This window comes from Flagellimonas marinaquae (assembly GCF_003992675.1).
Classification (GTDB): Bacteria; Bacteroidota; Bacteroidia; order Flavobacteriales; family Flavobacteriaceae; genus Flagellimonas; species Flagellimonas marinaquae.
On record NZ_RZMZ01000002.1, the window covers coordinates 2,501 to 22,966 of the forward strand.

The window sequence follows — 20,466 nt, forward strand, 5'->3', positions numbered from 1 at the left end:
GCCGGTAAAAGTAACTCGTAGGCTCATTATGCAAAAGGCACGCCGTCACGGATAAATCCGCTCCGACCGCTTGTAGGCGTATGGTTTCAGGGTCTATTTCACTCCGTTGTTCACGGTTCTTTTCACCTTTCCCTCACGGTACTGGTACACTATCGGTCTCCCAGGAGTATTTAGCCTTGGCGGATGGTCCCGCCGGATTCACACAGGGTTTCACGTGCCCCGCGCTACTCAGGATACCACTATCTTTAACGCTCCTTGCCCGTACGGGACTGTCACCCATATCGTGCAGCTTTCCAACTGCTTCCGGTTCGTCGCGCAAAGAACATTGTGGTCCTACAACCCCGTCATTGCCGAAACAACAACGGTTTGGGCCGATCCGATTTCGCTCGCCACTACTCTCGGAATCACTCTTGTTTTCTCTTCCTCCGCCTACTTAGATGTTTCAGTTCGGCGGGTTCGCCCCCATTGCTGGGTGACAGGCCTTCAACCTGCCGGGTTGCCCCATTCGGACACCCGCGGATCAATGCTCATGTGCAGCTCCCCGCGGATTTTCGCAGCTTATCACGTCCTTCGTCGCCTCTGAGAGCCTAGGCATCCCCCATACGCCCTTCTTTTGCTTGTCGCATCCCATATAAATATGGGACGCCCTCTCGTAATCCTTAATTGTTCTATTCTACTTCGTGTTTCTTCTTTTTGACTTCACGTGAACGGTATGATACCGCTCCGCTCCGTCCCAATATGTCAATGAACTTTCTGGCACGCCGCCACCGATACCAAGATCGACGGACGGCCTTTGCCGTGGTGGAGAATATCGGAGTCGAACCGATGACCTCCTGCGTGCAAGGCAGGCGCTCTAGCCAGCTGAGCTAATCCCCCATCTTTCAGTTATGAGTTATTAGTTGGGAGTTATGAGTGATAACCCTGTAACTCAACTTCTAAAATTTCCAATTCAATATTCCTCAATGAACTTCCTTTACAGTCCCAGGCAGACTTGCTTCGACCGCGCTCAGCACAGGCTTCTCGTCCTTCTTCGACTTGTAGTCTCAGGCAGACTCGAACTGCCGACCTCTACATTATCAGTGTAGCGCTCTAACCAGCTGAGCTATGAGACTGTCTTGGCCTATTGCCAGTATTTGTAACATATCATAAACGACAGCGCAGAGATAAAACCATCTCGTGCGGGACAAGGATCTTCCGGACATCTCTTTCTCTAGAAAGGAGGTGTTCCAGCCGCACCTTCCGGTACGGCTACCTTGTTACGACTTAGCCCTAGTTACCGATTTTGCCCTAGGCCGCTCCTTGCGGTGACGGACTTCAGGCACTCCCGGCTTCCATGGCTTGACGGGCGGTGTGTACAAGGCCCGGGAACGTATTCACCGGATCATGGCTGATATCCGATTACTAGCGATTCCAGCTTCACGGGGTCGAGTTGCAGACCCCGATCCGAACTGTGACCGGTTTTGTAGATCCGCGCCCCCTTGCGGGGTGGCTTCCCTCTGTACCGGCCATTGTAGCACGTGTGTAGCCCAGGACGTAAGGGCCGTGATGATTTGACGTCGTCCCCACCTTCCTCACGGTTTGCACCGGCAGTCCCGTTAGAGTCCCCATCTTGACATGCTGGCAACTAACGGTAGGGGTTGCGCTCGTTATAGGACTTAACCTGACACCTCACGGCACGAGCTGACGACAACCATGCAGCACCTTGCAGGCGGTCCGAAGAAAGGGGTATCTCTACCCCATGCAGCCTGCATTTAAGCCCTGGTAAGGTTCCTCGCGTATCATCGAATTAAACCACATGCTCCACCGCTTGTGCGGGCCCCCGTCAATTCCTTTGAGTTTCATTCTTGCGAACGTACTCCCCAGGTGGGATACTTATCACTTTCGCTTGGCCACGGAGACCGAAGTCCCCACAGCTAGTATCCATCGTTTACGGCGTGGACTACCGGGGTATCTAATCCCGTTCGCTACCCACGCTTTCGTCCATCAGCGTCAGTACATGGTTGGTCACCTGCCTTCGCGATCGGTGTTCTATGTGATATCTATGCATTTCACCGCTACACCACATGTTCCGGCAACCCCACCATGACTCAAGACCTGCAGTATCAAAGGCAATTTTATGGTTGAGCCACAAACTTTCACCCCTGACTTACAGGCCCGCCTACGGACCCTTTAAACCCAATGATTCCGGATAACGCTCGGACCCTCCGTATTACCGCGGCTGCTGGCACGGAGTTAGCCGGTCCTTATTCTTACGGTACCGTCAGACACCTACACGTAGGTGCGTTTCTTCCCGTATAAAAGCAGTTTACAACCCATAGGGCCGTCATCCTGCACGCGGCATGGCTGGATCAGGCTCCCGCCCATTGTCCAATATTCCTCACTGCTGCCTCCCGTAGGAGTCTGGTCCGTGTCTCAGTACCAGTGTGGGGGATCCCCCTCTCAGGGCCCCTAACCATCGCTGTCTTGGTGGGCCGTTACCCCACCAACTAACTAATGGTACGCATGGCCATCCCTGTCCGATAAATCTTTAATCGTAATATCATGCGATATAACGATACCATGGGGCATTAATCCAAGTTTCCCTGGGCTATTCCCCTGACAGGGGCAGGTTCCATACGCGTTCCGCACCCGTGCGCCGGTCGCCACCAGAAAAGCAAGCTTTTCCGTGATGCCCCTCGACTTGCATGTGTTAGGCCTGCCGCTAGCGTTCATCCTGAGCCAGGATCAAACTCTTCATTGTATTTCTTTGAATGTCTGTCCGACACCCGGAAACCCGAGTCCCTGCATCAAAATGGTTCTTTCTTAATTCTACGCTGTCGTTACAATATGTATATGAACTTCTTTGTTTTTCCTTCCAAATTTCTCTTTTAAGTCCTTCAGAAGCGCCTTGCCTTATCAGCTAAGCGGGTGCAAATATACGCACCTTATTTCCTTACCACAAAATGTTTTTCGATATTTTTTTGGAAAAAATTGCGATTAATTTCTAAGTGCTTGTTTTCCAGTATTTCCTTTTTCCGTTACCCAAAAAATTTATGAAAAGAAATTCCAGACCAATCCAAATCTGATTACAAAATCGCGATACGGATAATTGGGCGCCGAGTAGTAATTAGGTTCTGAAAAAATGGAATTCAGGTGTTCAGCTTTTAGGTAAATCCTTGTTTGCCTCACTTTGGCATTGATAAAAAGGTCCAAGAGAGGATAACCTCCCAATTCTTCATTATTCCGTATATAAAATTCGCCCAACAGTGGATTATAGGCATTCATATTATAGGCCGTAAAGTATTTGAACGTTACCCCTGTTTGAATGAACATTGCCTTTTTAAAGACATCGCTTGAAAAATAAAGACTGTTCCTTGTCACTACTTCCGGAAGATTGAGTACTTGGGCATCTTGGGCAACGCTTTGATACATGACCGTATTCATCAAGGCCCATTTGCGCCATTTTACTTCCTTTTGATATTTCACCTTTAGGTGATCCACGGTGCCCGATTCCTGAAAAGGCCTTACAAAAGCCGTTTCTTGCCCCAACCCTATTTGCTCTTCATTGGCCGTTGATGCGAAGTATGTGTAATTTTCCAATGTACTGTATTCCGCTGTTAAATCACCCAGAATTTTGGATTCCAAACCAAACTTGATGCTTTTTGTTCGCACGTTCTCAAAGATGTCCGTATTTTGCCAGTTGAAGTTTCGGTAGTCACTCTGGTACAACAGGTAATTAAAATCGGGCATACGAGAGGATAGGTGTATGGCTCCGGTTACGGAATGATTCTGGTTCAATCGGTATCTGGCAAAGGCATCCAGATTGTTCCCTGTAAGCTCTCCTGATACCGTGTAATTAAAATCCCCTTCCAAATACAGTGGTCCAATGATATTGCTGTAGTTTCCCCCTACAGAAATCTCTTCTCCTTGCAATTGATTCTGAATGGTTCCTTCATCCGTGATCAAAACGCTGTTGAAGAAGTAATTATAGTTAAACAATCCAATATTGCCCGAGAGTTTTCCAAACGTCCTATTTGAGAATTCCACGGTACCTTTATTGAACATGGTCTTCAGCCTTGCCCTGTCCCTGATGGGAACCAAAAATGGGTCTTGCCCCAATGCATCATTTTGTTGGGTTTGCTCAAAATCGTACAGCTTGGTCTCATAGCTAAATTCATGTCCAATGGTCAATGTTGTAGGTTTCGCATCTACTGAGTCCTTTTTATGGTTGACCAACTTAAATCGTTGGTCCAAGAAATATCGCTTGCCCAATATTTTGTTGTTCGCATTTTCATAAAGTGGGTCGATCTTGGCCCGATCTTGAAAATCGGGTTGGTCATCCTCAAATTGGCTTCGATCTCGCAGACCACCACTTTCTTCCGTTCGCATATCCTGCGCGGCAATGTGTCCTCTGAGACTATATCGGCCATTTTGGGAAAGATAATTGAAGGTGACCCTGAATTTTCCGTCCTCCGCCTCTTCATACCTGTATTTGCCCAAGGACCTAAAACCATTATAGGCCACGGATGCATTAAACCGCTCGTTTATATTAAAGGTAAGCAACGCATCTAAATACTGTCCTTGCTCCATGGTTGTCTTGAACATGAGCTCCGTCATTGGGGTCGGAACATTATAATAGTTGATATCTTCTTTTTCAAAATACCCCGGATGCTTGGCCGTAGCACCAATTCTTGGGTAATAAGGTGTCGCTGTAAAGCTTTTGCCCAATTCATTATAAGGTTGCCCCATATTGGCAAAGGGCATTAATTCAAAATCATCTTCCCTTAAATAATTGTAGATATAATCTTTTCTGATAGTCAAAGTGGTATCGACATAAGTAGTATCCCTTTGATATGAAATGATCTTGTAATCGTTTATTGTGACGGAATCCTTCTGTTTTGATTCCATTTTGGTTCTCCGCTCTTCCTTTGCCCTACGCCTATCAGCATCCATTGGAGCAGCTTCAGTTTTTGGAAGTGTGAGGGAATCTTTGATTTGAAGCATTGTAGAGTCCCCCTCTTTTTGCGGAGGAATCGAATCTTGCTGTGCCAAGACCGATTGGCCAATCAGTAAAAGTAGAGTCAATGCTAAAAATCTCATTCCTTGATATTTGTTGGGCAAAGGTAAAAGTTTTGTTTCTAAAGAAATGTGAAAAGTTGAGACATAAAAAAACCCCCGCTGCTCGCGGGGGTCCTTTATTTTTAATGCGCTATTCCTATTCAAAAGGAACAACAGCATCAGATGTTTTGTTGTTTACCAAAATCTGGTTCAAATCGATTACTGTACTTGCAGTAGTTGAACCGGGCTCGTAGTTGATCGCATCCAAATCACCTACCACAGCGGCGATGAAAGAAGGGATTACTGGAGTTGTACCCAAATCACCTTCGTTGATGTTCTCGTTCAACAAAATCTCGTTCTCATCGATGACCAATTTAACACCCATGTCAACAAAACGAAGACCTTCGGCGATGAACACCTCTTGTCTTGTGCGGTACAATAGCGCCAATCCAGCATCGTCGTCCTGCATGGCAGCAACGTCGGCAGCGGTCAAGGAAGTTCCAGAAACTGAAGGAACATCAACGTTTCCATCCTGACGGGACAATACAAGTCCATCTCTACCATTTACCACAATATCTTCACTATCTGGTCTTGAACCTTCATCAACCTGAGATCTCTGCTCGATGGAATCATCGATATTTCTTACTTCTCTGGTATCGATCAAATCCAATAGATTGTTCAAATTGGTCCTAGCAGCAGTGATATTATTGTCTGCCAATGCTGCTTCAGCCAAAATCAAATAAGCCTCCTCTGCTTTCAAGTAATGTACAGGGGCATCCTGTGAAGTACTCAAGAAGGAATATTTTGGGTCCAAAAAGTCCAAAGTTGGAAGTGGCTGCAAATCATCGAAAGTTGCTCTTTGGTAAAGCGCGTTTTCGAAAATATTTACGGGGCCATTCGCTTGATCGAACAATACGAATCGATCAAAATCACCACTAAGACCAAGTGCAGCGGTTGCAGCAGCAACTGCTTCGTTTTTATTGCCCAAGTAATAATTGGCTCTTGCCTTGGCCAGATGATATTCTGGTTGAGGATTGAGCGCAATGGCTGTGTCAAAAGAAGCAATTGCATTTTGATAATGCTCATTTGCGGTTATTGGAACACCTGTAGGTTCTGCTGGCAATGCGGAAAAATACATTGCAGACATCAAATAGGACATTCCCTCAAAAAAATTGAACTCTGCCTCGGTAGCGGTATCATAGTTTGGGTCACCAGGACCTACTTGAGATAGACCGAATAAAGCCAATTCTCGCAAGCGCTGGATTTGACGCTGGGTATCCCTCATATCTGGGTCCGTAATCTGGATTTCTAGACCGTCCATGAACTGGTTGAAGAACGTCTGTGTGTTTACATAGTTGTCAGAACCAAGCTCCGAAAGGACCAAGGTTTCGTTGAACGCGATTGCCAACTGCCTTTCAAGTCCTGAAAGCCAGATGGAGGCCGAGTTGGGCTGCCCCACTACGGAAGACTCCGATAGGTTGGGGTTTTCAACCTCTTTAAAGTCCACTGCATCGCCAAAGTCGCCTGTACAGCTAATGGCCAGAATGGATAGAGAAAATATAATTAGTTTTTTCATCGTTACTTTTTTTTATTAAAATTGAAACCTTAGTGAGGCTACATAAGTCCTTGGTGCCGATTCCGTACCGTAGGCAAAACCACCACTGGCGAAACCGTTCTGTGCGGTAATACCGGAACCTGTGGTCTCAGGGTCAAAGTTACCTGCCGTCCAGTTGAACGGATTGGTTACGGTTACACCCAAACGAATGTTGCTGAACAATGGCTTGGCGATATCCCCGAAATTGTAAGAAGCTCCTATGTTCCTTACTTTCAAGAAGTCGTTGTCGAACACGAAGAAGTTTACATAATTGAAAGGAGACGTTGTTCCGATCAAATCTTCTGGAATTCCAGTGTTATCTGTTCCTCTTAAGTGTCTCAACAAGAAGCTCAAATCGGTGATTTGACCTCCAAATTGGTAATCAGCTGTGGCGAAGAAATTGAAATCTCCCCACGTATAGTTAAGTCCCATGGAACCAAAGTTCGGGGCGAAAGTATCACCCAGAGGCGTATTAGGTTCAAAGGAATATGAGCCATCTGCTTGTCTGATTGCAGCCGTTCCCCTAAGATAACCAAGGCTCTGACCTTCTTCCACTACAGATCCCAAAACGGTGAAACCACCCACAACAAATGCCGGCGCACCTCCTGAATCGGTCACCAAGTTTTCGTTGGTATTGTAGGATAGGTTAACGCTCAAGGTGTGCTTGTCCGTTTGGATCGGAGTAGCTCTCAACTCAAATTCGTAACCTTTGTTCTCCACCTCACCAATGTTCTGGATTTGGTTCAACTGGCCTGTTGAAGGTGCTGATTGAGGCGTAAAAAGTGCATCTTCAGTGATACCTACATATCGAGTACCGCTCAAGAACAACCTGTTGCTAAAGAAACCAAGTTCCACACCAAATTCCGTGGTCTTCACACGCTCGGATACCAACTCGTCGTTACCAGGGTTGGCAAAGGTAAAGGATGGTCCGCCCAAGAATGGGTTCTGTGCAAAGGTCCTGTCTTGAGAGAAAGGCTGGGCGAAGTTGGTCGCCTCACCATAGTTGGCACGCAACTTCACTGTAGAAAGTATATTGCTTATTCCTGCATCCCTGTAGAAATCATGATCGCTCAGGTTGTAGGTGATACCAATTTTAGGCAACAATAATGGGTCGGTGTTGGAACCGGAAGCCGTGTTCCTGTCCAATCTACCACCAAATTCCAAGAAGGCCACGTCGTAGATACCTATGTTCTCCAAGAAGTATAGACCGTAGTTGGCATTTTCCAGTACGAAATCGGAGAATGCTTGCTCCGAGAAGTTGTTCAAGGAACGAGTTCCATCAACACCTCCGGAACCGTCCAATCTGTTCTGTCTATCGGAAGTTCTAAAGAACTGTCCACCAAGAATACTTACGAAAGAGAAGTTCTCCAAATCGGCAGTGTGTGTAATGTTCACATCCGTGGTAAGGGTAAAGGCTGAACGCAAAACTCTGCTCAAACTACCTTGATCGGTAGTACCAGGAGCAATAGCACCAAGCTCTACCAAGAGGGCATTGCTTTGCAATTCTTCCTGAACTGTATTCCTGTTATCAATACCCAAGGTTGCATTTACCTGTAGGTTATCGTTGATATCATAGATAAATTTGTTGGACGCCGTGATACGATTGGTGGTACTGGTAATATCCACCAGCTGACCGATTCTTCGGTATCTATCCACTTCATCCTGCCATTCTGCATCTGTAAATTCATCGGTAGCTCCCCTAGCAGAACCTTCGATATTGGAGAAACGCGAAAAGCTTGTGTTTGCGTTGTAATCCAAATTAGATTCGAAATTCACGAAAGAGAAAGACCCTTGGTATTGTAGTTTGTCAGTAACCTTTGCGGTCAATCCGAAAGTAAAGGACCTTCTGGTTTGCTCATTGATGTCGTTGAAACTGTCATCGGTGTAAAGGTTACCGGCAAAGTTATAAGAGAATTTCTCGGAACCTCCGTTCAATCCAACTTTCATCTCTTGGGACAGTCCGGGCTCAAATATGGCTTCGGCAGTTCTATCATATCTCAAGAAATCTTTGGTCGCTTTAATGACCCCAACGTTAGTCTCAAAGTAGGCAGAACTTTTACCATCCTTACCTTTTTTGGTAATAATCTGGATTACACCGTTCGCAGCGTCCGCACCATACAATGTAGTTGCCGCACCACCTTTAATGTATTCGATTTTTTCGATGGATTCCACGGGAATATCCGCAAGGGCAGAAACGTTGGCACCACCTGTGGCAATACCCAATTGTGGGTTGGAGTTCAAGTTATCCACACGAATACCGTCAATAATGATTACGGGAGTGGCAGATGAAGCAGCAGAAATTGGACCCCTTGTCCTAATCAAAGCTGCAGTACCGGGCTGACCTGAACTCAAGCGAATCTGTGCACTTGGAGTTGTTGACTGTAATAATTGGTCAATCTGGTTGGCAGGCAATTTGTCGATTTCCTCGGCATCCAGAACGTCAACCGTTGTAGACAATTTTCTTCTGGCAATACCAGAACCCTGTCCAGTTACAATAACCTCCTCCAACGCTTGTGCGTCGGCTTCCATTTGTACATCGATGGTAGATGAAGCACCTACAGTCCTATCAACGGTCTTTTGACCAATGTAGCTGAAGCGCAACACTTGCCCCTCACTGACTGAGATAGAATAATTACCATCAAAATCTGTTTGTGTTCCATTGGTCGTTCCAACAACCAAAATGGAAACACCAGGTAATGGCAGACCTGTATCGTCCGTCACGTTACCTGAAACTGTTTTCTCTTGTCCGAAAGAGAAAGACATACATAACACCAAAAAAGGTGTCAGCATCCATGCTAACTTAGCTTTCATTTATTTCATTTTTTGAATTAGTCCAGCTCAAAAGTCAATATAAAAAGTTAATATTCAAAAAAATTAACACCACCATACATCGTATATTAGCGCAGTATTCATCAGGGTTTTTCATAATTTTAACACATTATTCGCAAGCTAATGCCTTATAAATCGGATATGTAGGAAATTTTTTAACTTTTCGTTAATAATTATGCTTTTCCAAACACACACACTGTTAAATTTTTAAGAAATATGTTAAAATCGTGTTACCGATCTCTTTTTGAAGCAGGAACAGATGAAGCAGGTAGAGGATGTTTGGCTGGTCCAGTGACTGCCGCAGCCATTATTTTGCCCGAAAAATTCAACCATAATACCTTAAACGATTCCAAGCAACTATCAGAATCCAAACGGACCTTTTTAAAGCCGCTTTTGGAAAAAGAGGCAGTATCTTTTTCAGTTTGTCACGTTTTTCAGGACGAAATCGACGAAATAAACATCCTTAATGCCTCTTTTTTGGCCATGCACCGCGCCATTGAAAAGCTAGATCCGAAGCCCGAATTTTTAATTGTTGATGGTAACCGTTTTCAACCTTACCCAGAAATCGAGCACCAATGCATCATCAAGGGCGATAGCAAATACATGAGCATCGCGGCGGCATCCGTTTTGGCCAAAACCTATCGCGATGACTACATGGCCCGTATACACGAGGAGTTCCCAATGTACAACTGGAAAAAAAACAAAGGTTACCCCACCAAAGAACATAGGGAAGCCATCAGAAAATACGGGCTCACCAAGTACCACAGAAAAAGCTTTAGGCAACTCCCAGAACAATTGTCTCTGGATATTTAAAAACTATAACTTTGTAGCAAACTTCAAGAATGAGATTAAAGGTACTTTTCTGCTTGCTCCCTATTTTGATAGCTTCCTGCACAAAAGAGGTGAAGACCAAAGACTCCCTTCTGGAACATTTACCACCAAACCCATCGCTTGTCGTAAAAATCAACAACCTCACCAATTTTAGGAGCGAGCTCAAAAACAACTCCTTTTTGAAAAATGTGGAACAGTTTTCCCACCTTGGCGACATTCTGTCCAAAGCAAAAGGCCTTGAACATCTATCAACGGAGAAGACAACGGTACTTGGTATTTATGAAGTGGGCAAGGGACATTATGATTACATTCTGGCAGCAAAAAACAATACCAACCTCTTTAATGTTGACAGCATTGCCAATAAAAAGGTGGAGTCGTTTAGCTACGAAGGCACCACCATTACCAAATACACCTTGGATGAACTAGACGTTTTTCAGCTGCAAATAGAGCGCGATGTAATTATGAGCTCCTCACAAATGCTTATTGAAAACGTTGTTCGGCTCAGCGGAAACCAAAAAATGGACCCCGTTTTGGAAAAACTGTACAATACCAGTTCTGCGGACAAGTCGGCAACATTGTTCCTCAATCCTGAAGGCAACACCTCCTTGTTTTCCTTAACGGAAAAGAACGACGACAACAAACCCTTTTCTTCATGGATTTCCTTGGATTTTACGGCCAATTCGGATGAAGTGAACCTCAACGGAGTGGCCATGGCTACAGATTCCACCAAAACCTTCATCAATCTGTTCAAGGGCACTTCCCCCCTTGCCAACAAAACCCCTGCCTATGCTCCACTGAATGCGCAGGCCATTATTTCCTACACCTTTGATGACTACCGCATATTTGCCAACAACCAGAACACCTATCTGGACCGGGTAAAACAAGCGGATTCCCTATTCAACACCATAGAGGAGGTAGGTATCATTTATTTGAACAACAAAAAAACAGTGCTTTTAAAGTCTTATGGAACCGAAGGACTTTACGATTATTTGGATAGCAAAAAAACGGCTTCCCAAAACTATCAGGGCAACGAAATACTGGAATTACAAGAGTCTCAACTCATCACCGAACACTTTACGCCCCTTGTTAAAAATTTTGAAGCCAACTTTTGTACTGTCATTGAAAACAGTTTCATCTTTTCGGAAGATAAAGAAGCGTTGCAGACCATTATCAGCAGTCACAAAAGTTCTTCCTCATTCGATAAAGACCAAGGTTATCTGACAGCCAAAGCGTACATGGCCAACGAATCCAGTATGCTCTTCATTTCCAACAACACAGGAATCGATTTTTTTGCCGAACAAGAACTTTCAGAAAATCTTGCTGATGATATTACGAGTGATGATTTGGGTGATCTGGTATTTGCTTCGCAGATGGTAATGGATAATGGATTCGGGCATTTTAATCTGTTGACGTCAAAAATCAAGCAAAGCCAAGAGAAAAATGCGGTATCGCCCTTGTTCACTTTGGAACTGAACACCGATTTGGCCACGGACCCACAATTTGTCAAAAACCATAGGACGAACGAACAGGAAATTGTAGTCCAAGACCAAAACAACGTACTCTATCTTATTTCCAACGACGGAAAGGTGTTGTGGACCAAACAACTGGAGGGGCGTATTCAAGGAGATATTCAACAAATAGACATTTATAAGAATGGAAAATTACAGCTGGCCTTTACCACCAATGATCAATTCTTGGTCCTTGACCGCAACGGGGACGAGGTGGCTCCATTTAAAATTGATTTTGAGGGCGGAAACCTAAATCCGCTAGCCGTTTTTGATTATGACGGAAGCCGGAACTACCGTTTTGTAGTGACCCAGGGTCGAAAAGTCTTTATGTACAACAATCAAGGTAAAATAGTACGCGGTTTCACTTTTACCGAAGCCCCGAGCAATATTTTGGGTGCGCCCAAACATTTTAGGGTAGGCAACAAAGACTATATTGTTTTTAAATTGGACAACAGCACGATCCGTATTCTGCACCGCGTGGGGAGCGATCGTATCAAAGTGCCGGAAAAAATTGACTTCTCGAACAACGACGTGTTTCTGTACAAGGATAAATTTACAGTCACCAATAAAACGGGAGTGCTCCATCAAATCGATACCAATGGCAAATTGGTCGCTACGAATTTCAACCTGAATCCCGATCACGGTTTCTATGCAACCAGCAATACTTTGGTATTTATGGACGACAATGTGCTGAGTATTAAGGGCAAAAAAGTGGAACTGGAACTTGGTGTGTATTCCAAACCGAAGATATTTTACATCTACGATAAAATTTACGTGGGCGTAACCGATATCCAAAACCGTCAAATCTATTTGTTCGATAGCCAAGCAGAGCCCATTCCCAATTTTCCCGTATTCGGCAGTTCCATGATAGACCTCACTGACATGGACAACGACAAGCAACTGGAATTGGTGGCGAAAGACCAAGACAACTCCTTGATTGTGTACAAAATAAACTAGTTGCTCATCCGGATGCGACTTATACAATCTTTGCTACGAAACATACATTTTTGATTTCAGGAAGGGTTTCATTTTAGTAGTTTGTATGGAATTGCTTTATCAACAAACTAAAACACTTAGAAATGAAAACCTCCAACAAACTATTCTGCTGTTTGTCCTTTGCCCTATTGCTGGGCACAGGTGCCGAGGCCCAATTCTTTAAAAAATTGGCCAAAAAAGCGGAAAAGGCAGCCGAACGAACGGTTGAACGAAGAGTAGAACAGGAAACCTCCAAAAAAACAGATCAAGCTCTCGACAGCATTTTAGAACCCGGCTCAGGCGGAAACGCGCCCGGCAACACACCTGGAAACGAAAACACGAACGGTAATCCCAATGGCAACACATCCACTACGGGACCCATGACCACAGGACCAAAGACCATGGAAGTCTACAGTAAATTTGACTTTGTTCCCGGGGACAAACCAATTTTTTACGATGATTTCAACGATGACTTTATGGGTGATTTCCCTTCCAAATGGAACACCAATGGTTCTGGAGAAGTAGTAACTGTAGAAGACCTTCCCGGCAAATGGTATTCCATTGCCAATAGAAGCCTTACGATTCCCAATCTGGGCACCAAACTTCCAGAGGACTTTACCCTGGAATTCGACCTAAAAGTCGTCAATTTGAGCAGAAATACGGGCTCTGGTGCGGTTCTTAGCATTTACCTTTCCGAGACCGATGGGTTGACCACAAACGAAAACAATGCATTGGCCAACCTCAATTTTTGTCAATATATCGCAATCGGGGTGAGAGTTGACAATAATTTTAAGGGAGACCCTGCCCCTATCCAGAACACTTTGCAGCAAGATTTACGTCAATTGTACCAAGATGTAGTGCACGTATCTATTGCGGTAAACAAAAACCGATATCGCCTTTGGCTCAATGAAAACAAGATTGCCGACCTACCGCAGTTTATAGTAAAACCGGAATTGATCAACTACCTGAAGTTTTACGTGAACGGCATCGACAAACAAAAAAGACAGGAGCAAGTGTTGATCAGCAACCTGAAGATAGCCGAAGGTGGGGTGGATTTACGACGAAAATTAATGTCAGAAGGTAAAATTTCCACCAACGGGATTCTCTTTAATTCAGGTTCGGCAGATATTTTACCGCAATCCATGGGCATTATCAGGCAGATTTCGCAAGTGCTGAACCAAGATGGTTCCATTCAATTGCATATTGTGGGACATACAGATTCCGATGGTTCTGATGAAAGTAATATGGGACTCTCCCAAAACCGGGCAGAGGCCGTTAAAAAAGCGTTGGTATCCGTTTATGGCATTTCTCCAGACCGATTGAGTTCCGAAGGAAAGGGTGAAACCGAGCCTGTTGCCGATAATACCTCCACACAGGGCAAAGCTCAGAACCGCAGAGTTGAATTCATTAAAAAATAACACCGAACAAACACATGAAACGATATTTTATCTTTGTACTGCTCGCGATATTCGCAGCACACACATCCAATGCACAATCCAGTTGCAGCACATACTACCCTTTGGTCGATGGTGCCAATTTCCAATATACCAACTACGATAAAAAGGGACGGGAAGAAGGCCAAATCAATTATACCATCACCAATGTCGAAAGCAATGGTGATTATGTAAGCGCCACCATGCAAATGGAGTTTGTGGACAAAAAAGGGAACAGTTTCCTGTCTGATTACAACATGGTCTGTGAGGGCAATGTGGTAAAAATTGATTTTAAATCCCTGATGAACGAGCAGATGCTCAGCCAAATGGGCGATGTGGAAATGGATATTTCCGGTACCGATGTGGAATTACCCAACAATCTTTCCGTGGGTCAAGAGTTGCCCGATGCCAATATGCAAGTCAAAATGAAAATGGGCGGCGCCATTAATATGAATACCAATGTGGAGACCATCAACCGCAAAGTGGAAAAGCGGGAAAGCGTGAACACCCCAGCCGGCACGTTTGACTGTTATGTAATTTACAGCGAGACCAAGACCAAAATGATGATGACCAACCAAACCTTTCCTTCCCGTATATGGTTGGCCGAAGGGGTGGGTATGGTCAAACAGGAATCTTACAATAAGAATGGAAAACTGATGGGCAGCTCCTTACTGACCCAATTCAGCAAATAGGAAGTCCTTAATTTATGACAATAAAAAACCGAGGCAGATGCCTCGGTTTTTTTAGAGAATCCGTTTTTAAATTTTAAATCCTAGTCCCAAAAATTCACGGATGCCAAAAACCGCTGTCAAAAAAATGAATTATTTGTTTGCACAACTTTCAAAAAAATTAATTTGAACTTGTCATAACTTTTGATAGCAACGAATCCAACTTCTCAAAAATATCTTCGGAACCACCAATGAGAATCTCCTTTATATTACCTTCTTTATCGATAATCAGATGCGTTGGATATGAGCTTACCTCCATGTCTTTTGCAAGAGATTTCGCATCTGTAAGAATTTCATATTCAAAATCTCTCTTTTGAAGCATTTTGGTAACCGACGATTTGCTATCAAGGCTTGGAGCAATAAATAGCACCCCTTTCTTTGTATATTTTTGAACCAGTTTATTCAACATTGGCATTTCCTGAATGCAAGGTTTGCAGCCAATAAACCAAAAATTGACTACTACGTATTTCCCTAAGAGGTCATCGTTCTTTACCGTCTCTCCAGAGATGTTTTGCAATTCAAAAGGAGGCAACTGAGCATCGATCCATTCTGTTTTCCATTTATCATTCTCCTCTTCTTTTCGCTCGAGACTCTTTTTGGACACCGGCTTTAATGTGATTTCCTGCTTACCATTTCCATGGTCAACCGTTATAAATGAGACAGGGCCATTGCCCAATATTAACTCCGCCTGCTTCGCAGTAATAATATTTCCCAATGAATCCTTCAAAATTACATTAGGGTCGTCCAACCTAAATTGCTGAGCATTTAACAAAGTCAGACTAAGGCAAAAAATAAGTGAAATGATGAAATATGTTTTCATGGTTTTTGATTAACTAATTTTTAATAAGCTGAAAAGTTACTCGTTTGAGGTTATTCTTTTTCTGCTAATTGACGGATGCCCCGTTTCAATTGATCAATGCCCTGTTTCAATTGACGGATGCCCAAAACCACTGTTTTTATGTGAGAAAATTCGTGAAAGAGAAAAGAGGCCGTCGAAAAGCAGCAATATTTGAAATTTGTTAGGTTGAGCGCAGTCGAAACCTATTGATTATTAGTGCTTTTTTAGTTCTCGACTGCGCTCGAACTGACAGCTAACCAGCTTTTCAGGCGGACTCTTTTTGTTATTCTTTTTGGTTGGGCAAGGGGGAAATCATGATATGCGCCCGATGCGTCCCTGGGTTCATGATCCAAGGGTGATTGGATCCTATGGGTTGTTCCGGTAAACCCGTAGACTCCGCCGTGGCAAAAGGCAAATACACCACATAGCGGTATTGGGCCCCTTCCACCTCGTTGGTTTCTGGGTCGTAGCGGTCACTCTCTCCATAATAAATATGTAGCGTAGCTCCGGGGATTCCCATATCCAGCTTGCCCGATTTGGCCTCTTCTTCTCGTATATCAAAAATTTCTGGTCCTGTTTTGCCCTCAGCTCGCAATTCACGCCCCCGAGCCATAAAGGGCTCCAAGCTTTTATGATAGCAAGCCGCATTAAATCCTGATTTTTTGGGGTCATCCGCAAGGACAATGAATTCGTTATCGCCCTCCTTGAGCGTTACAAACTCCCCTGCCGCGTTGTAGCCAATTACCTTGCACCCATCACGACTTGCTGCTGGTGCGGCCATCAACGAAGCGGCAATCAGAGCCTCATCGGAATCAATGGGAACGTAGTTGGTTTTCATTTCTTCGGCAGTATTATTTACCGTTGTCTCAGAGGTAGCGGAATTATCCGATTCTGTATTGTTGTCGGTATTGGTCTTACAGGAAAACAAGGTTCCGACCAAGGCAATGGTGAAGAGAAATCGTTTCATAGTGTGTTGCATTTATTATTGTCGCCGAGTTACCAAAAAAAAGGAAATTTAATACCCGATAGTTGTTTGAAAACCTGAGGCGTCAATAAGCTATTTGAGGAAGTTAAAGAATATTTGGGAAACGTTAGGCTTAAGTCAGCGCAAAATTCTAAACCCCAGTTGCTTCCTTAACCATTTCTGCCTCAAAAAGCGTTGTGAAATGATGGAGTAATTTTTCCTTGACTTCATCCATATCCACTTCTTTTTGGCCAAGCTCTACATTGAGCGAAGTAACGGCTTTGTCCTTGATGCCGCAGGGAATCATTAGATCAAAAAAACCTAGATCGGTGTTTACGTTAAGGGCAAAACCGTGCATGGTGACCCAACGGCTGGCACGTACGCCCATAGCACATATTTTTCGGGCAAAGGGAGTGCCCACATCCAACCAAACACCGGTTTCTCCCTTGGATCGTTCACCCTTGAGTCCATAATCGGCCAAGGTCACTATCACCATTTCTTCCAGAAAACGAAGGTATTTATGGATATCGGTAAAAAAGTTGTCCAAGTCCAAAATGGGATAGCCAACTACCTGTCCGGGACCATGATAGGTAATGTCGCCACCTCGATTGATCTTGTAGAACGTGGCACCCTTTTCCGCCAACTTTTGCTCGTCCACCAACAAATTGTTGATGTCTCCACTCTTGCCCAACGTATATACATGGGGATGCTCCACAAACAAAAAATGATTGGGTGTTTCAAGACCTGCATCCTCCCGCCTATTGCGGACTTTGGTGTCCACAATCTGCTTAAAAAGTGCTTCTTGGTAATCCCAAGTTTCCTTGTAATCCTTGAATCCTAAATCCTGTAGGGCAACCTTTTTGTTCATGCCACAAAGATACGAAGCCTTATTCTAGAAAACTACTTCTCCAGCTCTACCTCCAAATCGAGTAAAGATGGGTTTTTCATCAAATCCAAAAAGTTGACTTCATAAATCAAGGTTTTGCCATCTTGACTAAAAGTGGCTGCCTCGGCGGTAGTGGATTTAATTTTCTTAGGGAAGTGATATTTGAGTGTATAGGTAGATCCAGAAAGGAACATTTCGGCTCCTTCCAAACTATCCAGTTGCTGCTGAAACAGTTCTTGATCAATAATCTCCGCCTTACGGGTAAACTTGTTCTTTTTGAAGGTATAGTAGACTTCCGTGGGCTGTTCGCCAGGTTTCATCTGACCTTGTTGCGGGCTGGAATTGTTGCCAATGGAACTTGCATCCTGAAAAGCCGCAAATGCATCGTTTACATCGCTTACATCCTTAAACTCGCTGAACAGGTCGAATTTCATAACTTTTTTCTCTGGATCCATAACCATTCGCATATTAAAGGGCTCCAACTTTTTCAGTTTTTCCTGTTCTTCTTGCGGCAGTTGGGCAATACTGTCTTTTTTCTCTTCTAAAAAGTCCTTGAACGAAATAATGGAGTCGATGGCCTTTTCATTGGTCTTGGTCAACTCGTCGCCTGCCATGTCCATCATCTCCGAACCGTCAAAATTAATAGAAAGCTTTCCCGAACCATCCTCTTGCAAGTGGATTTCCTCGGTAAAATTGCAGGACGCCGCCAAAAGCATCAAAGCGGAAACAAGCGCATATTGAATTTTTTTCATGGTAGTTGTTTTATGGTTAGTGATACCTCTTCTGAGCTTTGCTCAGTTGTATTTTGAGCGATAAAAGTATCATAATCGGGCAACACCTACAATCACCACAGGTAAATTTAGATGAAAAGCCATCCGATCATAAAATCCGAAGAATTATTAATTCGGATTGTTCAAAATGACCAGGGCAGCAATTACCCCGGGAACCCATCCACAAAGGGTCAATAAAAAAACAATAAGAATAGACCCGCAGCCTTTGCCGATAACAGACAATGGAGGGAATAGAATGGCCAATAGCACTCTCCAAAAACTCATAGGTATTCGATTTGATTGATGATACTTATAGGTAGTTAAAATGGTTCTTTTGTTACAGAAAACCATTATTTTTAACCAAAATCGGATACAACATGCGGTTTTTCATATTTATCCTACTTGTTTTCAGCTCATCAGTGCTATGGGGTCAATTCCATTTCTCAGGCAAGGTGTCCCAAGGACATGCAGGCAATGCCATTTACCTCTCCTTGGTGGAGGATTATCGGAAATCTACACGGGTGTATTTGGATCAAATTGTGCAAAAAGCTACGGTCGATTCCTTGGGTCATTTTTCTTTTCAAGGGGACAGGCTCAACATACAAAACCGCATCTACCGAATTCATCTGGACGGTTGTTCCGATAATTCCGGGGCCGATCACTTTTTGGGCAGATGTAACAACAGTCAGAATGTACTGTTTATCGCCAACAATAAAGACACCTTGCAGTTTCCCACCTCTTTTGAAGACCAATCCCTTTGTACCATAGCCTCCACCAATCCAAAATCCGGATTGCTTTTGGAAATCGAGGAACTCAAAGGCCAGATGGCTTTCGACTTCGCGGATTACCCTTCAGAAGCCAACAAAAAACTGAACTTGGACAAATGGTTCAAAACCCTTCACTCTTTTGGAGAAGAAGTTAAAGAACCACTGGCAGAACTCTACATCTACGATTTTTTGTCCGACAAACGAAACGAAACTTTTCGGTTCTATTTGGATGACCTCTCCACAAATGAATACTACGAAAACCTCTCCGAACGATTGGACAGCACCTACCCCAACACCGCCTTTGCCCAACAATACGAGGCTGAAATTGCTACGGATAGGGAGTTGGCCGGCTTTAATCGCCCCAAGTCATCCAAATGGAATCGGACCATCATTGCCCTTTTGGCTGTTTCCGTTTTGGGGAATATCCTGTTTTTTATTGGTAAACGGAAAAAGAACCAAACTTCACAATTACTTGAAAGACTAACTCCCCAAGAGCAAAAAATTCTTCATTTAATGCTGGAGAACAAAACCAACAAAGAGATTGCATCGGAGCTTTTTGTGAGCGTGAGCACTATCAAAACCCACATCAACAACCTGTATAAAAAATTAGAGGTTACTTCACGTGAGGAGATTGCGGTTAAAGTTAAAAAGCGCTAAAAGAAAGGTACTCGCCAACGATTACGCTGAAATAGGGCGCACTTGAAGCTGGCCACCGATTGCTTTCAACACTTTTAAAATGGTTGCGAATTGAGGTTTTGACCCTTCTGATAGTGCTTTGTACAAACTTGGCCTACTCAATCCGGTTTCTTCCGAAATTTTTGTCATCCCAATAGCCTTGGCCACATGTCCAATAGCGGTTATCACATCACCACTATCACCTTCCTCCAAAACGGTATTGAGGTATTCAGCAATCATATCTTGATTGTCCAAATAATCAGCTATGTCAAATTTTGAGGTTCCCATTTTTAATAGTTTAATGTATTCCAGATTTCCTTTGCTTTTTTTATGTCTTTTTCTTGGGAGGACTTATCCCCGCCCGCTAACAATACAATTATTTTTCCCTTCCTTTCCTTAAAATATATTCGATAGCCCTTGGCATAATGTACTCGCATTTCGTTAATCCCATCCCCTACGCTTTTACAGTCACCAAAATGTCCATTTTCTTCAATTCTTTGAATTCGAAATAGGATTTTGGCTTTTGCTCTTACATCCTTCAATTTTCTAAGCCACTTATCAAATTCTACTGTCTTTTCAATAAAAAACATAAAAAATTGTATCCATTTGGATACAAATATACATCTATTAC

General features: G+C 43.8%; 15 protein-coding genes, 2 tRNA genes and 2 rRNA genes (1 of these 19 running past the window's edge). 5 read left to right on the forward strand and 14 right to left on the reverse strand.

The features are described 5' to 3' along the window. The 7 genes from EO130_RS00010 to EO130_RS00040 form a co-directional block, all read right to left on the reverse strand. Positions 1–624: ribosomal RNA gene (locus EO130_RS00010) — 23S ribosomal RNA — on the reverse strand; it reaches 2,193 nt to the left of the window's first position. Between the two features lie 175 nt (positions 625–799). Continuing rightward, a tRNA-Ala gene (locus EO130_RS00015) sits at positions 800–876 on the reverse strand. A gap of 162 nt (positions 877–1,038) precedes the next feature. Then, positions 1,039–1,112: transfer RNA gene (locus EO130_RS00020), tRNA-Ile, on the reverse strand. A gap of 102 nt (positions 1,113–1,214) precedes the next feature. Further along, a 16S ribosomal RNA gene (locus EO130_RS00025) occupies positions 1,215–2,740 on the reverse strand. The 16S and 23S rRNA genes sit together here with 2 tRNA genes alongside, the layout of an rRNA operon. Positions 2,741–3,030: 290 nt before the next feature. Further along, positions 3,031–5,079, reverse strand: coding sequence for a putative porin (locus EO130_RS00030; protein WP_164732848.1), 2,049 nt, complete (start codon positions 5,077–5,079; stop codon positions 3,031–3,033). Positions 5,080–5,194: 115 nt separating this feature from the next. Continuing rightward, entirely contained in the window at positions 5,195–6,613 is a 1,419-nt protein-coding gene (locus EO130_RS00035) for a hypothetical protein (protein WP_127139497.1), read from the reverse strand. Between the two features lie 15 nt (positions 6,614–6,628). Then, on the reverse strand, positions 6,629–9,442 hold the full coding sequence (locus EO130_RS00040; protein WP_127139498.1) for a TonB-dependent receptor domain-containing protein: 2,814 nt from the start codon (positions 9,440–9,442) through the stop codon (positions 6,629–6,631). A gap of 234 nt (positions 9,443–9,676) precedes the next feature. Here EO130_RS00040 and EO130_RS00045 point away from each other — a divergent pair, with 234 nt between their 5' ends. The 4 genes from EO130_RS00045 (at position 9,677) to EO130_RS00060 (ending at position 14,899) form a co-directional block, all read left to right on the forward strand. Beyond that, complete coding sequence (locus EO130_RS00045) at positions 9,677–10,273, forward strand: ribonuclease HII (RefSeq protein ID WP_127139499.1); 597 nt, start codon at positions 9,677–9,679, stop codon at positions 10,271–10,273. 29 nt (positions 10,274–10,302) lie between these two features. Next, positions 10,303–12,756, forward strand: a complete 2,454-nt coding sequence (locus EO130_RS00050) for a ribonuclease HII (protein ID WP_127139500.1) — start codon at positions 10,303–10,305, stop codon at positions 12,754–12,756. A 122-nt stretch (positions 12,757–12,878) separates the two neighbouring features. Further along, a complete protein-coding gene (locus EO130_RS00055) occupies positions 12,879–14,192 on the forward strand; it encodes an OmpA family protein (protein ID WP_127139501.1) in 1,314 nt (437 codons plus the stop codon). Positions 14,193–14,206: 14 nt separating this feature from the next. After that, positions 14,207–14,899 carry a TapB family protein gene (locus tag EO130_RS00060; protein ID WP_127139502.1) on the forward strand — a complete coding sequence of 231 codons (693 nt, stop codon included), beginning with the start codon at positions 14,207–14,209 and terminating at the stop codon, positions 14,897–14,899. Positions 14,900–15,056: 157 nt separating this feature from the next. On the opposite strand, the gene EO130_RS00065 is transcribed toward EO130_RS00060, so the two are convergent. The 5 genes from EO130_RS00065 to EO130_RS00085 form a co-directional block, all read right to left on the reverse strand. Further along, a complete protein-coding gene (locus tag EO130_RS00065; protein ID WP_127139503.1) occupies positions 15,057–15,755 on the reverse strand; it encodes a TlpA family protein disulfide reductase in 699 nt (232 codons plus the stop codon). A gap of 301 nt (positions 15,756–16,056) precedes the next feature. Beyond that, entirely contained in the window at positions 16,057–16,740 is a 684-nt protein-coding gene (locus EO130_RS00070; RefSeq protein ID WP_127139504.1) for a hypothetical protein, read from the reverse strand. Between the two features lie 148 nt (positions 16,741–16,888). Continuing rightward, positions 16,889–17,605, reverse strand: coding sequence for a lipoyl(octanoyl) transferase LipB (gene lipB, locus EO130_RS00075; RefSeq protein WP_127139505.1), 717 nt, complete (start codon positions 17,603–17,605; stop codon positions 16,889–16,891). 32 nt (positions 17,606–17,637) lie between these two features. Further along, positions 17,638–18,375, reverse strand: a complete 738-nt coding sequence (locus EO130_RS00080; RefSeq protein ID WP_127139506.1) for a hypothetical protein — start codon at positions 18,373–18,375, stop codon at positions 17,638–17,640. Between the two features lie 147 nt (positions 18,376–18,522). Continuing rightward, the gene (locus EO130_RS00085; protein WP_090291467.1) at positions 18,523–18,678 is read right to left on the reverse strand and encodes a YqaE/Pmp3 family membrane protein; all 156 of its coding nucleotides are present in this window, start codon (positions 18,676–18,678) and stop codon (positions 18,523–18,525) included. Positions 18,679–18,770: 92 nt separating this feature from the next. Here EO130_RS00085 and EO130_RS00090 point away from each other — a divergent pair, with 92 nt between their 5' ends. Next, complete coding sequence (locus EO130_RS00090) at positions 18,771–19,817, forward strand: response regulator transcription factor (protein WP_127139507.1); 1,047 nt, start codon at positions 18,771–18,773, stop codon at positions 19,815–19,817. A gap of 21 nt (positions 19,818–19,838) precedes the next feature. On the opposite strand, the gene EO130_RS00095 is transcribed toward EO130_RS00090, so the two are convergent. Both EO130_RS00095 and EO130_RS00100 read right to left on the reverse strand, forming a co-directional pair. Next, positions 19,839–20,123, reverse strand: coding sequence for an addiction module antidote protein (locus tag EO130_RS00095; RefSeq protein WP_127139508.1), 285 nt, complete (start codon positions 20,121–20,123; stop codon positions 19,839–19,841). Between the two features lie 2 nt (positions 20,124–20,125). Beyond that, positions 20,126–20,425, reverse strand: coding sequence for a type II toxin-antitoxin system RelE/ParE family toxin (locus EO130_RS00100; RefSeq protein WP_127139509.1), 300 nt, complete (start codon positions 20,423–20,425; stop codon positions 20,126–20,128). Positions 20,426–20,466: the final 41 nt, after the last annotated feature.

Coding starts and splice junctions, on each gene's coding strand:
- EO130_RS00030 (WP_164732848.1), bottom strand. CDS start 5,079: ATGAGATTTTTAGCATTGACTCTACTTTTACTGATTGGCCAATCGGTC.
- EO130_RS00035 (WP_127139497.1), bottom strand. CDS start 6,613: ATGAAAAAACTAATTATATTTTCTCTATCCATTCTGGCCATTAGCTGT.
- EO130_RS00040 (WP_127139498.1), bottom strand. CDS start 9,442: ATGAAAGCTAAGTTAGCATGGATGCTGACACCTTTTTTGGTGTTATGT.
- EO130_RS00045 (WP_127139499.1), top strand. CDS start 9,677: ATGTTAAAATCGTGTTACCGATCTCTTTTTGAAGCAGGAACAGATGAA.
- EO130_RS00050 (WP_127139500.1), top strand. CDS start 10,303: ATGAGATTAAAGGTACTTTTCTGCTTGCTCCCTATTTTGATAGCTTCC.
- EO130_RS00055 (WP_127139501.1), top strand. CDS start 12,879: ATGAAAACCTCCAACAAACTATTCTGCTGTTTGTCCTTTGCCCTATTG.
- EO130_RS00060 (WP_127139502.1), top strand. CDS start 14,207: ATGAAACGATATTTTATCTTTGTACTGCTCGCGATATTCGCAGCACAC.
- EO130_RS00065 (WP_127139503.1), bottom strand. CDS start 15,755: ATGAAAACATATTTCATCATTTCACTTATTTTTTGCCTTAGTCTGACT.
- EO130_RS00070 (WP_127139504.1), bottom strand. CDS start 16,740: ATGAAACGATTTCTCTTCACCATTGCCTTGGTCGGAACCTTGTTTTCC.
- lipB (WP_127139505.1), bottom strand. CDS start 17,605: ATGAACAAAAAGGTTGCCCTACAGGATTTAGGATTCAAGGATTACAAG.
- EO130_RS00080 (WP_127139506.1), bottom strand. CDS start 18,375: ATGAAAAAAATTCAATATGCGCTTGTTTCCGCTTTGATGCTTTTGGCG.
- EO130_RS00085 (WP_090291467.1), bottom strand. CDS start 18,678: ATGAGTTTTTGGAGAGTGCTATTGGCCATTCTATTCCCTCCATTGTCT.
- EO130_RS00090 (WP_127139507.1), top strand. CDS start 18,771: ATGCGGTTTTTCATATTTATCCTACTTGTTTTCAGCTCATCAGTGCTA.
- EO130_RS00095 (WP_127139508.1), bottom strand. CDS start 20,123: ATGGGAACCTCAAAATTTGACATAGCTGATTATTTGGACAATCAAGAT.
- EO130_RS00100 (WP_127139509.1), bottom strand. CDS start 20,425: ATGTTTTTTATTGAAAAGACAGTAGAATTTGATAAGTGGCTTAGAAAA.